Annotated in this window: 14 protein-coding genes; 4 read left to right on the top strand and 10 right to left on the bottom strand. The window is 60.6% G+C overall.

Translation table 11 applies throughout. The annotated features are described in order from the left end of the window. Positions 1-71: 71 nt before the first annotated feature. The 6 genes from ruvC to ACIPZB_RS05615 form a co-directional block, all read right to left on the bottom strand. Positions 72-596, bottom strand: a complete 525-nt coding sequence (gene ruvC, locus ACIPZB_RS05640) for a crossover junction endodeoxyribonuclease RuvC (protein WP_008090211.1) — start codon at positions 594-596, stop codon at positions 72-74. Positions 597-792: 196 nt separating this feature from the next. Beyond that, positions 793-1,539: a YebC/PmpR family DNA-binding transcriptional regulator gene (locus tag ACIPZB_RS05635; RefSeq protein ID WP_400639309.1), complete on the bottom strand. Its 747-nt coding sequence runs from the start codon at positions 1,537-1,539 to the stop codon at positions 793-795. A 111-nt stretch (positions 1,540-1,650) separates the two neighbouring features. Beyond that, positions 1,651-3,426: an aspartate--tRNA ligase gene (gene aspS, locus ACIPZB_RS05630; RefSeq protein WP_008090208.1), complete on the bottom strand. Its 1,776-nt coding sequence runs from the start codon at positions 3,424-3,426 to the stop codon at positions 1,651-1,653. 89 nt (positions 3,427-3,515) lie between these two features. Then, positions 3,516-3,737, bottom strand: a complete 222-nt coding sequence (locus tag ACIPZB_RS05625) for an FmdB family zinc ribbon protein (protein WP_008090206.1) — start codon at positions 3,735-3,737, stop codon at positions 3,516-3,518. Positions 3,738-3,829: 92 nt separating this feature from the next. Next, on the bottom strand, positions 3,830-4,159 hold the full coding sequence (locus ACIPZB_RS05620; protein ID WP_400639307.1) for a ribbon-helix-helix domain-containing protein: 330 nt from the start codon (positions 4,157-4,159) through the stop codon (positions 3,830-3,832). Between the two features lie 177 nt (positions 4,160-4,336). Further along, positions 4,337-4,810, bottom strand: coding sequence for a Dps family protein (locus ACIPZB_RS05615; protein ID WP_400639306.1), 474 nt, complete (start codon positions 4,808-4,810; stop codon positions 4,337-4,339). 277 nt (positions 4,811-5,087) lie between these two features. On the opposite strand from ACIPZB_RS05615, the gene ACIPZB_RS05610 reads away from it, so the two are divergent. Beyond that, positions 5,088-5,681 (top strand): cold shock domain-containing protein membrane protein, encoded by a 594-nt coding sequence (locus tag ACIPZB_RS05610; RefSeq protein ID WP_400639305.1) that lies wholly within the window; start codon positions 5,088-5,090, stop codon positions 5,679-5,681. A gap of 43 nt (positions 5,682-5,724) precedes the next feature. On the opposite strand, the gene ACIPZB_RS05605 is transcribed toward ACIPZB_RS05610, so the two are convergent. Further along, complete coding sequence (locus ACIPZB_RS05605) at positions 5,725-5,931, bottom strand: SlyX family protein (protein ID WP_400639304.1); 207 nt, start codon at positions 5,929-5,931, stop codon at positions 5,725-5,727. Between the two features lies 1 nt (position 5,932). Next, the gene (locus tag ACIPZB_RS05600) at positions 5,933-6,352 is read right to left on the bottom strand and encodes an HIT family protein (protein ID WP_400639303.1); all 420 of its coding nucleotides are present in this window, start codon (positions 6,350-6,352) and stop codon (positions 5,933-5,935) included. A 727-nt stretch (positions 6,353-7,079) separates the two neighbouring features. Between ACIPZB_RS05600 and ACIPZB_RS05595 the strand changes: the two genes are divergently transcribed. The 3 genes from ACIPZB_RS05595 (at position 7,080) to ACIPZB_RS05585 (ending at position 11,200) form a co-directional block, all read left to right on the top strand. After that, a complete protein-coding gene (locus ACIPZB_RS05595; RefSeq protein WP_400639301.1) occupies positions 7,080-8,348 on the top strand; it encodes an OprD family porin in 1,269 nt (422 codons plus the stop codon). Between the two features lie 162 nt (positions 8,349-8,510). After that, entirely contained in the window at positions 8,511-10,226 is a 1,716-nt protein-coding gene (locus ACIPZB_RS05590) for a proline--tRNA ligase (protein ID WP_008090191.1), read from the top strand. Between the two features lie 20 nt (positions 10,227-10,246). Continuing rightward, positions 10,247-11,200: a hypothetical protein gene (locus ACIPZB_RS05585; RefSeq protein WP_400639300.1), complete on the top strand. Its 954-nt coding sequence runs from the start codon at positions 10,247-10,249 to the stop codon at positions 11,198-11,200. 28 nt (positions 11,201-11,228) lie between these two features. Here ACIPZB_RS05585 and dinB read toward each other — a convergent pair whose 3' ends face one another. Together dinB and ACIPZB_RS05575 are read right to left on the bottom strand one after the other, a co-directional pair. Continuing rightward, entirely contained in the window at positions 11,229-12,287 is a 1,059-nt protein-coding gene (gene dinB, locus ACIPZB_RS05580) for a DNA polymerase IV (protein WP_162130456.1), read from the bottom strand. Continuing rightward, positions 12,229-12,484: hypothetical protein (locus ACIPZB_RS05575; RefSeq protein ID WP_400639299.1), on the bottom strand; the 256-nt coding region annotated here is incomplete at its 5' end. The genes dinB and ACIPZB_RS05575, both read right to left, overlap by 59 nt.

Genomic DNA, 12,484 nt, shown 5'->3' with positions numbered 1-12,484 from the left:
TCAACCCTATCAGCAAATGCAACGGGTGAACGTTTCACCCGGACAAAAAATGTATCAGCGCATGAAGCGCGCTACAGACGCAAGCGCCCGCCACGCCGGCGTGCCGTGGCCAGACCGTGGGGCACCAGGCTGGAGCGGGTATGGGCATGGCACAGGGCGATGGCCAGGGCATCGGAGGCGTCGATCTGCGGCTTCTGGGTGAGCTTGAGCAGGTGCATGACCATCAGCATCACCTGTTCCTTGTTGGCGCCGCCGGTGCCGGCGACAGCCTGCTTGACCTGGCTGGCACTGTATTCGGCGATTTCCAGCCCCGCTTCGGCGGCTGCGACGATCGCTGCGCCACGTGCCTGGCCGAGCTTGAGCGCGGAATCGGCGTTGCGCGCCATGAACACGCGCTCGATGCCCATGGTCACGGGCTCATGGGTGCGGATAATTTCGCTGACACCGCGAAAGACGATCAGCAAACGCTCGTGCAGTTCGCCGCTACCGGTGCGGATACAACCCGACGCCACGTACTCGCAACCGCGGGCATTCTGGCGCACTACGCCATAACCGGTGATGCGCGAGCCGGGGTCGATACCAAGAATCAGAGTCATAACGCCTGTCGTGTAGAGAGATGCTTTAAAGCCTGAGCTCGACTCAAGGCCATTGGGGCCGCTGCGCGACCCATCGCCGGCAAGCCGGCTCCCACAAGTAGTGCGCAGCTATTGAAAACTGCGCGGTCTCTGTGGGAGCTGGCTTGCCAGCGATGGGCTGCACAGCAGCCCCAATTACGGCCTTACAGGCGACACCTTAGCCGAGTTTTTCCATGATCTCGTCGGAAATCTGCGCATTGGAGTAGACGTTCTGTACGTCATCCAGGTCTTCGAGCATGTCGATCAGCTTGAGCACCTTCTCGGCACCCTCCTGATCCAGCTCCGCGCTGGTGGTCGGCTGCATGACGATTTCCGCGTCAGCCGCCTTGAAGCCCGCTTCCTCCAGCGCATTGCGCACGGCATAGAAGCTGTTGAACGAAGTGAACACCTCGAACGAACCGTCATCATTAACCACCACGTCGTCGGCATCGGCTTCCATCGCCGCTTCCATCAACGCATCTTCGTCGATACCCGGCGCGAAGCTGATCTGCCCCTTGCGCTCGAACAGGTAAGCCACCGAGCCATCGGTACCGAGGTTGCCGCCACACTTGGTGAAGGCATGGCGCACGGCAGCCGCAGTCCGGTTGCGGTTGTCGGTCATGGCCTCGACCATGATCGCCACGCCGCCCGGACCGTAACCCTCGTAGCTGAGCTCTTCGACGTTGTCGCTCTCATTGGTGCCGGCACCACGGGCCACGGCGCGATCGATGATATCGCGGCTCATGTTGGCACCCAGGGCCTTGTCCAGCGCCAGGCGCAGGCGCGGGTTGGAGGCCGGATCGGCGCCACCCTGCTTGGCCGCGACCGTCAGCTCACGGATCCACTTGGTGAAGATCTTGCCTCTCTTGGCATCCTGGCGCTCTTTGCGGTGCTTGATGTTCGCCCACTTGGAATGACCAGCCATAACAACTCCAAATCCTTGAAACACAAACAATTACGCCCCGAACGGGGCGCAACGACAAATTCCTGCGCCGTAACGCAAAGGCGCATCCATGTGGATGCGCCCGGGGTCCGCTTACTCGACCTTGGTCTGTTCGCGCAGACGGATGTGCAGCTCGCGCAGGGCCTTGGCGTCGACCATGCCAGGGGCCTGGGTCATGACGCACGCGGCGCTCTGGGTTTTCGGGAAGGCGATCACTTCACGGATCGACTGGGCGCCGGTCATCAGCATCACCAGGCGGTCCAGACCGAAGGCCAGGCCACCGTGAGGTGGTGCACCGAACTTCAGGGCATCGAGCAGGAAGCCGAACTTCTCTTCCTGTTCTGCCGCTTCGATACCCAGCAGACGGAACACCGCCTGTTGCATCTCTTTACGGTGGATACGGATCGAACCGCCACCCAGCTCGGTGCCGTTCAGGACCATGTCGTAGGCACGGGACAGGGCCGTGGCCGGGTTGGCCTCGAGCTCTTCCGGGGTGCACTTCGGCGCGGTGAACGGGTGGTGCAATGCAGTGAAGCTGCCGTCTTCGTTCTCTTCGAACATCGGGAAGTCGACGACCCACATCGGTGCCCACTCGCAGGTCAGCAGCTCGAAGTCGTGGCCCAGGCGGATACGCAGGGCGCCCAGGGCTTCGCTGACCACTTTGAACTTGTCGGCACCGAAGAACACGATGTCGCCGTCTACAGCGCCAACGCGGTCGAGGATGTTGTTGAGGTTGGCCTCAGGGATGTTCTTGACGATCGGCGACTGCAGGCCTTCGACACCCTTGGCGCGCTCGTTGACCTTGATGTAGGCCAGGCCCTTGGCACCGTAGATGCCGACGAACTTGGTGTACTCGTCGATCTTGCTGCGCGGCATGCTGGCGCCGCCTGGCAGGCGCAGGGCGGTCACGCGGCACTTCGGATCGTTGGCGGGACCTGCGAATACCTTGAAGTCGACATCCTTCAGCTGGTCGGCGACGTCGACCAGTTCCAGCGGGATACGCAGGTCAGGCTTGTCGGAACCGTAGCGGCGCATGGCTTCTTCGAAGGTCATGTGCGGGAATTCGCCGAACTCCAGGTCCAGCACTTCCTTGAACAGCTTGCGGATCATGTTTTCGGTCAGGCCCATGATCTCGGACTCATCGAGGAAGCTGGTCTCGATGTCGATCTGGGTGAATTCCGGCTGGCGATCGGCACGCAGGTCTTCGTCACGGAAGCACTTGGCGATCTGGTAGTAGCGATCGAAGCCAGCGACCATCAGCAGCTGTTTGAACAGCTGCGGCGACTGCGGCAGGGCGAAGAAGCTGCCCGCGTGGGTACGGCTCGGTACCAGGTAGTCGCGCGCGCCTTCCGGAGTAGCACGGGTCAGGATCGGCGTTTCGACGTCAAGGAAGCCGTTTTCGTCCAGGTAGCGACGGATGCTGCTGGTGATGCGCGAACGCAGGCGCAGCTTGTCGGCCATTTCCGGACGACGCAGGTCGATGAAGCGGTAGCGCAGGCGGGTTTCCTCGCCGACGTCGGAGTATTCGTTCAGCGGGAACGGCGGGGTTTCAGCTTCGTTGAGCACGGTCAGCTGATAGCCGAGGATCTCGATGGCACCGGAGGCCATGTTGGCATTCACCGCACCTTCAGGGCGCTTGCGCACCTTGCCGGTGATCTGCACGACGTATTCGCTGCGCACGCGGTCGGCGGCGGCGAAGGTGTCGGCGCGGTCCGGGTCGAACACGACCTGGGCCATGCCTTCGCGGTCACGGATGTCGAGGAAGATCACCCCGCCGTGGTCGCGGCGACGATGGACCCAGCCGCAAAGGGTGACTTCCTGGCCGTCCAGGCTCTCGTTCAGTTGGCCGCAATAATGGCTGCGCATCATGATGGTGGTTTCGCTTCTCGTGATTCGTGTATTCGGTGGAGGCCTTGCCCAGAGGGTTAATACTGCAAGACCCAGCTACTGCATTCAACTCAGTCGGCCTTGTCGCCGCCTGCCAGATTCTTTTTTGCCCCGGTCTTGAAGTCGGTTTCGTACCAGCCGCTACCGCTCAGGCGAAAGCCAGGGACCGACAGCAGCTTCTTCAATGCCGGCGCTTCACAGGCCGGGCAATCGGTCAGCGGCGCGGCGCTGATCTTCTGCAGCACCTCCATCTGGTGATTGCAGGAAGCACATTGATAGTCATAAAGGGGCATGGACGTCTCTCGTCAACCACTACGCGGGCTGCCTGGGCAGCAAAAAGCGAGATTATATATGGTTAACAAGCACTGCGCAGCCCGCCCGGCGATCAGCGTACACTCGGCGGGTCGAGCAACCAGGCGACGCAGATCACCCGGATGAGCCCGCTGAAGTTACGCACTCCGCCCTGGCGCAGGTGCACCTCGCGGTCCACGTACGACAATACGGCGCTGACCGAGCAGTCATTGGCCTCGGCGATACGGTGGAGAATCATCCAATAGATCGATTCCAGGCGCAAACACGTAGAAAAACCGTTGAGCCGGACCGAACGTGATACTGGCTGAACCTGCAACATGTCGAAATCCGCCTTGAACGGATCGATGCACTGCTTGCCTGGCCATCGCCCCTGGCTTTCCCGCCGCTTATTCGCTTGCATCACGCGCCCCACTAACTGGCTACCACCGAAATCCCTGCGCAACCCGCGCAGGGCCCTGGGGCTAAATCAAGCGCGCACGAACGAACACAAAGCAGCGGCAAAGCCTTCCTGCACAAACGAAAAAGCCCGGCCGAGGAGTAATCGACCGGACTTTAGGACAGCGCCTGCAACAATTTTCGATTATTCGCCGTCGAGCAGCACCCGCAGCATCCAGGCCGTCTTCTCGTGCACTTGCATGCGCTGGGTCAGCAGGTCGGCAGTAGGTTCGTCACTGACCTTGTCCACCACGGGGAAAATACTGCGCGCGGTGCGCACCACGGCTTCCTGTCCCTGTACCAGCTGGCGAATCATCTCGTTCGCAGCCGGCACCCCCTCCTCCTCCTTGATCGAGGAATGACGGGCATAGAAGGCATAAGACCCAGGTGCCGGAAAGCCCAACGCACGAATCCGCTCGGCGATCGAGTCGACCGCCAGCGCCAGCTCGTTGTATTGCTCCTCGAACATCAGGTGCAGGGTACGGAACGACGGACCCGTGACGTTCCAGTGGAAGTTGTGGGTTTTCAGATACAGCACGTAGGTATCCGACAACAGGCGGGAAAGCCCTTCGACGATGGACTTGCGATCTTCTTCACTGATACCGATATCGATTGCCATGAAGTTCCCCTTTCCATTTGGCTTGATGATCAAGCGGGCCTGAAACACTGTATCAACACTTTGACCAACCCGCCCATGACCCAGGGCAAACCACCGCCATCCGCCTCGTGCGTTTGAGAAGGCCCAGCCTTTGCTGTTAAATAGGCAAGGTGCCACCCGTGCGGACTGTTATTGCCGGGTGCATAGGCTGGCGTGCTGCGTGTTCGCGCTCTACACCTCATGCGCACCGTGCCGCCAGCTCTTCCTGTGATCGGCCTTATCAACTGTGAGCCAACCCATGTTCAAGATCGTCCACCTGGTGACGGGCGTTGCGGCTTTGCTGCTCTCGCTCATGCCCAGCCTGAAAACCGATGCAACACCCTTCCTGCAGCAACCCGATGCGGTCTACCTGGGCCTGCTCGGCCTGCTCAACCTGCTGCTGGCCCCGGTCGTGCCACTTTATTACCGTGGCGCACGTCAACAACTGCAACACCTGGCCTGCGCCCTGCTGGTCGTGGCGGTGGTTCTGCAAACCTTGACCCTGCTTGCGCGCCCGGAAATGGGCAACCTGGCCGCGCTGGTCTGCGCAACCCTGGCGGTCGCCCTGCACCTGGCGGTCGGCTTCGCCCGTAGCGGCCGTAAATCGCGCACCAGCCAAGCCACCCCAGTGGACGCCGGCAAGCGCGATACCGGCACCGTGAAGTGGTTCAACACTTCCAAGGGCTTTGGTTTCATCTCGCGCGATTCAGGGGACGATATCTTCGTTCACTTTCGCGCCATTCGCGGCGAAGGCCATCGCATTCTGGTCGAAGGCCAGCGTGTGGAGTTTTCGGTGATGCACCGTGACAAAGGCCTGCAGGCCGAGGACGTGGTTGCGGTACATCGCCGCTGACCACTGCCAGCCCTGGGGGCTCCCAGGGCTGGATCCCTTCTATCTAGTAGTGCGGCGGCGGCGCCTCTTCGCCTTCATTGCCGTAATGACCGACCATTTCTTCGTAGCGCTTGATCAGCTCGGCCATTTGCAGTTGCAGGCGCTCGATCACCTGCCCCTGTGCGACCACCACATCATTCAGTGCCTGAATGGTGTCATCCTGGAACGCCAGCCGGGTTTCCAGCTCGATGACGCGCGATTCCAACGGCATGTCAGGCCTCCTCGTAACCGGATTTGAGCAAATCGCGCAAGCGCAGCCGGATAGCCTCGACCTGCCCCGGCCCATACTCGACAGCGGGCACCTTGCCCCAGACCGGCGCCGGCCATGCAGCGTCATGCTTGTGGCGAACGATCACATGCATGTGCATCTGGCTGACCACATTTCCTAGCGTGGCAACATTCATCTTGTCTGCTGCAAACTCGCTTTTCAGCACCTCGGCCAGGTAAGTGGTTTCTTTCCAGAGCTGCGCCTGATCTTCCTGGCTCAAGTCGAACAGCTCACTCACGCCCGCACGCTTGGGCACCAGAATGAACCAGGGGTAGTTGGCATCTTTGCTAACCAGCAGACGGCACAGCGGAAAATCGCCAAGCACGTAGGAATCTTGCTGCAGACGCGAATCCATCACAAACACGGTAAACCTCCATCAAGCGAAACAGCCCGCGACCGCGGGAACTTGGGCGCAAGGATACATGGCTGCACGCTTTCAGTTCATCAAAGACTGACGGCTGCCCATCGGCGGTAACACAGCGCTACTTTTCGCACCAAAATGAGGCCGCAAACGTGCTCGCTAATACGCTTCTACTCACTCCCCCCACAGAACTTCAACAGTTCCCGGTAACACATTGACTTTTATGACAGCTTTTCAGTTTTCCTGTCCTATTTGTTTTGGCACACCATCAGACAAGAGATAACCCGTGTTTACGGCGTTTTCCGCGCTACCGCCGTGACGCTTGTGAAAATTTCATGAAGCGTTGTTAATTTTGAGCACAGTTGTTGCATTCTCTTCACGCCAAGTCGGCACGACACCTGCATGAAGCGGTGTACGCGACAAATAACAACAGCTGCATTGGACACACCAGAGAGTTTCCCTAGCCGCAATCGACACTTAGCGATTGCACAACGGCGACAGGAACAGCGCTGGGGTTGCACGCCCGAGAAACCGGAGCGTGATTTGCGACATGGAGATACCTAAAAGCGACATGACCATAAAGTTCCCGAAAGGATCTAAATGCCCATATCGCCAACAACAGTCTGCGTGCTATACATTTCCGCCGACATAACAAGAAAGAGCTGCCCCATATAACTAAAAGACTTGGGCGCAGCAGTACTCTTCCTAAAAACCAAAGGAGCAAGTCACGATGCGCGTGATGAAGTGGAGCATGATCGCCCTGGCCGTTTCGGCAGGGACCTCGCAATTGGCCCTGGCCTCTTCCCAGGACGAGTCCAAGGGATTCATCGAAGACAGCCAGCTGAGCGTCAAGACTCGCATGCTGTACTTCAGCCGCGACTTCCGTAACAACCCGGCCGGCAGCCAGAGCCGCGTCGAGGAAACCGGCCTGGGCTTCCTGGGTACTTATGAGTCGGGCTTCACCCAAGGCGTAGTCGGCGTCGGTGTAGATGCCATCGGCATGCTCGGCATCAAACTGGACAGCGGCAAAGGCCGCCACTCCACCGGCCAGTTCCCGACAGACTCCGACGGCAGTGCTCAAGATGAGTTCTCCGAAGGCGGCGGCGCGGTAAAACTGCGCTTCTCCGATACCGTGCTGAAGTATGGTACCCAGTTCACTGCCCTGCCAGTCCTGGCCACCGACGACAGCCGACTGCTGCCGGAAACCGTCGAAGGCGCCCTGATCACCAGCAACGAAATCAAGGGCCTGACCCTGCACGCTGGTCATTTCACCGCCCTGAACGCCCAGTCTGAAACCGACCACGACAGTCTGCACCTGACCCAAGCCGATGTTGTCGGTGGCACCTACGCCTTCACCGACAACCTCAGCACCAGCCTTTACTACTCCAAGGTCGAAGACTACTGGCGCAAGTACTACGGCAACATCAACTGGGCACTGCCGATTTCCGACAAGCAAGGCCTGGTGTTCGACTTCAACATCTATGACACCAAGAGCGATGGCGCCGCGCTGTACACCGCGTTCGATGGCGACAAGCTCGACAACACCGCCGTCAGCTTCTCGGGCGCCTACAACATCGGCGCCCACACCTTCACCCTGGCGTACCAGAAAGTCTCCGGCGACGGCGACTACGGTTACGGCGTGGACGGCGGCGGCACCATTTTCCTGGCCAACTCCGTTGCTCGCTCCGACTTCAACGCCGAAGACGAAAAATCCTGGCAAGCACGCTACGACCTGAACTTCGCCGAGTTCGGCGTACCAGGCCTGACCTTCATGACCCGTTACGTGCGCGGTACCGATGCCAACGTCACTGGCACCAGCAACGGCAAGGAATGGGAACGCGACATCGACGTCAAGTACGTGCTGCAAGAAGGCCCTGCCAAGGACCTGAGCTTCCGCGTACGTCAAGCCACCTACCGTTCTTCCGATGGCGTCTACTACGGCTCCCCATCGCTGGACGAACTGCGCCTGATCGTCGAGTACCCGCTGAGCATCCTGTAAGCCTGGCTTATAGCGTGCCCCGCACCTGAAAAAGCCCGGCGAACCCGCCGGGCTTTTTCTTGGCTGACAACTGCCCCCGCCTGGGGCATTCTGTACGCCTTCGTTTCGCCCCCGTACAATGCGGGGTCATTTCAATGTCTTAGGCAATCGACACGGCTAACCATGCGCACCAGTCAATATCTGCTCGCCACCCAGAAAGAAACCCCTGCCGACGCAGTGGTCATCAGCCATCAGCTCATGCTGCGTGCCGGCATGATCCGCAAACTGGCCTCCGGCCTGTACACCTGGCTGCCGATGGGCCTGCGAGTCATGCGCAAGGTCGAAGCCGTGGTGCGCGAGGAAATGAACGCCGCCGGCGCCCTGGAAGTGCTGATGCCGAGCATTCAGCCTGCCGAACTGTGGCAGGAATCCGGCCGCTGGGAGCAGTACGGCCCCGAGCTGCTGCGCCTGAAAGACCGCCACAACCGTGATTTCTGCGTCGGCCCGACCCACGAAGAAGTCATCACTGACCTGGCCCGCAACGAGCTGTCCAGCTATAAACAGCTGCCGCTCAACATGTACCAGATCCAGACCAAATTCCGTGACGAGATCCGTCCGCGCTTCGGCCTGATGCGTGGTCGCGAATTCATCATGAAGGACGCCTACTCCTTCCATGCCGACCAGGCTTCCCTGCAGGAAACCTACGACCGCATGCACCAGGCGTACTCCAACGTCTTCACCCGCCTGGGCCTGGATTTCCGCCCAGTGCAGGCCGACACCGGCTCCATCGGTGGCAGCTACTCGCATGAATTCCACGTACTGGCCGATTCGGGCGAAGACGACGTGATCTTCAGCGACAGCTCCGACTACGCTGCAAACATCGAGAAGGCCGAAGCCATCCCGCGCGAAACCGTGCGCTCGGCGCCTACCGAAGAGCTGCGCCTGGTCGACACCCCGGATGCCAAGACCATCGCCCAATTGGTCGAGAACTTCGGCCTGCCGATCGAAAAGACCGTCAAGACCCTGATCGTGCGCGGCGCCGAGGAAGGCAAGCTGGTAGCCCTGGTGGTCCGTGGCGACCACGAGCTCAATGAAATCAAGGCAGCCAAGCTGGAACAGGTCGCCGACCCAGTGGTCATGGCCACCGACGCCGAATTGCGCGAAGCCATCGGTGCCGGCGCAGGTTCGCTCGGCCCGCTGAACCTGCCGCTGGAATGCGTGATCGACCGTTCGGTCGCCCTGATGAGCGACTTCGGCATTGGCGCCAACATCGACGACAAGCACTATTTCGGCGTCAACTGGGAGCGTGACCTGCCAGTACCTCAGGTCGCCGACCTGCGTAACGTCGTCGAAGGCGACCCGAGCCCGGACGGCCAGGGCACCCTGGTGATCAAGCGCGGCATCGAGGTCGGCCACATCTTCCAGCTCGGCACCAAGTACAGCGAGGCGCTCAAGTGCCAGGTACTGGGCGAGAACGGCAAGCCGGTGACCCTGGCCATGGGCTGCTACGGTATCGGCGTGTCCCGCGTGGTCGCCGCTGCCATCGAGCAGAGCTATGACGACAAAGGCATCATCTGGAACGACGCCCTGGCACCGTTCCAGATCGCCCTGGTGCCGCTGCGTTACGAAACCGAAATCGTGCGCGAAGCAACCGACAAGCTGTATGCCGAACTGACTGCCGCCGGCTTCGAAGTCCTGCTGGACGACCGCGACAAGAAAACCAGCCCAGGCATCAAGTTTGCCGACATGGAGCTGATCGGCATCCCGCACCGTATCGTCGTCAGCGACCGCGGTCTGGCCGATGGCAACCTTGAATACAAGCACCGCACCGAGCAGGACGCCCAACCGCTGCCGCTCAATGAAGTGCTGAGCTTCCTGCAGGCCCGCGTTCGCCGCTGATAACCAAAGCACGAGTGATCATGTCCAAGCGAAGTACCTTTACCCTGGGGGGTGCCGCACTGTGCGGCACCCTGCTCGTCAGCGGCTGCGCCAACCAGATGTCCCAGCGCAGCGAGCATGAAGAGCGCGTCGAGCGCAAACTGCTCGAACACACCCTGCAGATCGATGTCGGCGAGCCGAAGGTGATGGAGCTTCCGCAACGACGTGTGCGCATCCATGAACAGAAGCGCTTCGAAGTCACCGAGTTCGAAGTCACCCGTCGCTACGATCGCTATACGCCATACCAGCCCTGGCGGGAGATCTACGAGATTCCGCTGGGTGCAGTTGCCGTGGTGGCCGGCGTCGGCGCTAACGTGGTCAATGTCTTCGCCTTGGGTAACCTGCCCGAGAGCGTGACTCACGACTGGTTCAGCTATGGCGTGGCCGGGCTCAACCCGTTCATGAACGTGCAGTCCAATGGTCGCGCCCAGCAGAACCTGGCCGGCATCAGCGAAGTGCAGAAGGACAAGCGCGAGGAATACACCAGCCTGCCGTGGAGCGAACGCCTGGTCGAAGTGAAGGCCGGCAAGCTGTCCCACGAACTGACCACCGACAGGAACGGCATCCTGCGCCTGAACCTGTTGGACAGCCCGTTCTCGGAGCAGCACCTCAACCACGTCGGCACCCTGCACTTGCAGGTGGTCGATGAGGACAACGCGGTGCGCGGCGATGCCAGCCTGCTGGTAAGCGCCACCTTGCGCAACAAGCTGCAAGAAGCCCACGAGCTGATCTTCGACGATCTCGAAGACGACGATGTCGGCCAGTGGGTGCACCGTGTCAAGCGCCTGTCGGAGCTGGGCCTGGAAGAGGAAGCCAGCGAGATGGAGCAGAGCCTGGTCGAGCTGACCCGCAACGACCCCGAGCTGCAACAGGAGTTTTTGCAGACACTGACCAAGGCCACGGGTCGGTTGGTGGCCGATCCGGGCGTGCAATGAATGAAAGGGCTGCCTCAGGCAGCCCTTTTCATTTATCCGAGAACAACTCCAGCTGCTCGTGCGCACCGCGCAAATCCCGCAGCCTCACCCCTACCCCCAACAATCGTACCGGTTTGCCACCCCGGGCGAAGGCCTGGCGCATCAGCTGCCGATAACTCTCCAAGTCCCGCCCTGCCCCCGCCTGCTCCAACGTGGTCTGGCTGAAATCATGGAACTTCACCTTGACGAAGGGTTTTTCCGGGCGGTAGCTGTCGTCCATGCGCGCAATCCGCTGGTTGAGGCTGTCGAGAAGCTCCGGCAAACGCTCCAGGCAACTGGCCAGGTCCGGCAGATCCGTGTCGTAGGTGTTTTCCACGCTGACCGACTGCCGCCGGCTGTCATTGTGCACAGCCCGATCGTCGATGCCCCGCGCCAGCCCCCATAGCCGCTCGCCAAAACTGCCGAACTCGCGCACCAGCGCCAGCCGAGACCATGCCCGCAGGTCCAGGCAGGTGTCGATCCCCAGCCGCGTGAGCTTGTCTGCCGTCACCTTGCCCACGCCGTGCAGCCTGGCGACGGGCAAGGCTGCGACAAACGCCTCGACCTGGTCCGGCGTTATCACGAAAAGCCCATTGGGCTTGCGCCAGTCGCTGGCGACCTTGGCCAGGAACTTGTTGGGCGCTACGCCGGCCGACACCGTGATATGCAAAGTGCGGGCAACGCGCCGACGAATGTCTTCGGCGATGCGCGTAGCGCTGCCGGCGAACCACTGGCTGTCACTGACATCCAGGTACGCTTCGTCCAGCGACAAAGGTTCGATCAGCTCGGTGTAGTCACGGAAAATCGCGTGGATCTCACGCGAGGCTTCGCGGTAGGCCTCGAAGCGCGGCTTGACGATGAGCAGATCAGGGCAGAGCTTGAGCGCATGGCGCGATGACATTGCCGAGCGCACACCGTAGGCGCGGGCCTCATAGTTGCACGTGGCGATCACCCCACGGTGGTCGGGCGAACCGCCGACAGCCATGGGCCGCCCCGCCAGACGCGGGTCGTCACGCATCTCGATGGCGGCGTAGAAGCAATCGCAGTCGATATGAATGATCTTTCGCAAAGACATGGACGACCGTCAGTACTGTAAATTCATACAGATAGTAGCGCATGCAGCCCCATGGCTCACAGCCCACCACGATAATCGGCCTGAAAGCCCCGCCGCGCCTAAGCTGCGGGTCATGGGCAAGCGCTAAACGTTTGAAGGAAAAAGGTTTTTTTGAAGTAAATGCTTGACATAGGGAAGTAAATCCGTAGAAT

This window comes from Pseudomonas sp. NPDC089396, from assembly GCF_044749545.1.
Classification (GTDB): Bacteria; Pseudomonadota; Gammaproteobacteria; order Pseudomonadales; family Pseudomonadaceae; genus Aquipseudomonas.
This window is presented reverse-complemented; position numbering and strand designations above follow the sequence as displayed.

What these genes read in the sequence shown, in the direction of transcription:
- ACIPZB_RS05615 (WP_400639306.1), bottom strand. Translation starts at nt 4,810, where the DNA reads ATGGCAATCGATATCGGTATCAGTGAAGAAGATCGCAAGTCCATCGTC.
- ACIPZB_RS05625 (WP_008090206.1), bottom strand. Translation starts at nt 3,737, where the DNA reads ATGCCCCTTTATGACTATCAATGTGCTTCCTGCAATCACCAGATGGAG.
- aspS (WP_008090208.1), bottom strand. Translation starts at nt 3,426, where the DNA reads ATGATGCGCAGCCATTATTGCGGCCAACTGAACGAGAGCCTGGACGGC.
- ACIPZB_RS05605 (WP_400639304.1), bottom strand. Translation starts at nt 5,931, where the DNA reads ATGCCGTTGGAATCGCGCGTCATCGAGCTGGAAACCCGGCTGGCGTTC.
- ACIPZB_RS05610 (WP_400639305.1), top strand. Translation starts at nt 5,088, where the DNA reads ATGTTCAAGATCGTCCACCTGGTGACGGGCGTTGCGGCTTTGCTGCTC.
- ACIPZB_RS05635 (WP_400639309.1), bottom strand. Translation starts at nt 1,539, where the DNA reads ATGGCTGGTCATTCCAAGTGGGCGAACATCAAGCACCGCAAAGAGCGC.
- ruvC (WP_008090211.1), bottom strand. Translation starts at nt 596, where the DNA reads ATGACTCTGATTCTTGGTATCGACCCCGGCTCGCGCATCACCGGTTAT.
- ACIPZB_RS05595 (WP_400639301.1), top strand. Translation starts at nt 7,080, where the DNA reads ATGCGCGTGATGAAGTGGAGCATGATCGCCCTGGCCGTTTCGGCAGGG.
- ACIPZB_RS05585 (WP_400639300.1), top strand. Translation starts at nt 10,247, where the DNA reads ATGTCCAAGCGAAGTACCTTTACCCTGGGGGGTGCCGCACTGTGCGGC.
- ACIPZB_RS05590 (WP_008090191.1), top strand. Translation starts at nt 8,511, where the DNA reads ATGCGCACCAGTCAATATCTGCTCGCCACCCAGAAAGAAACCCCTGCC.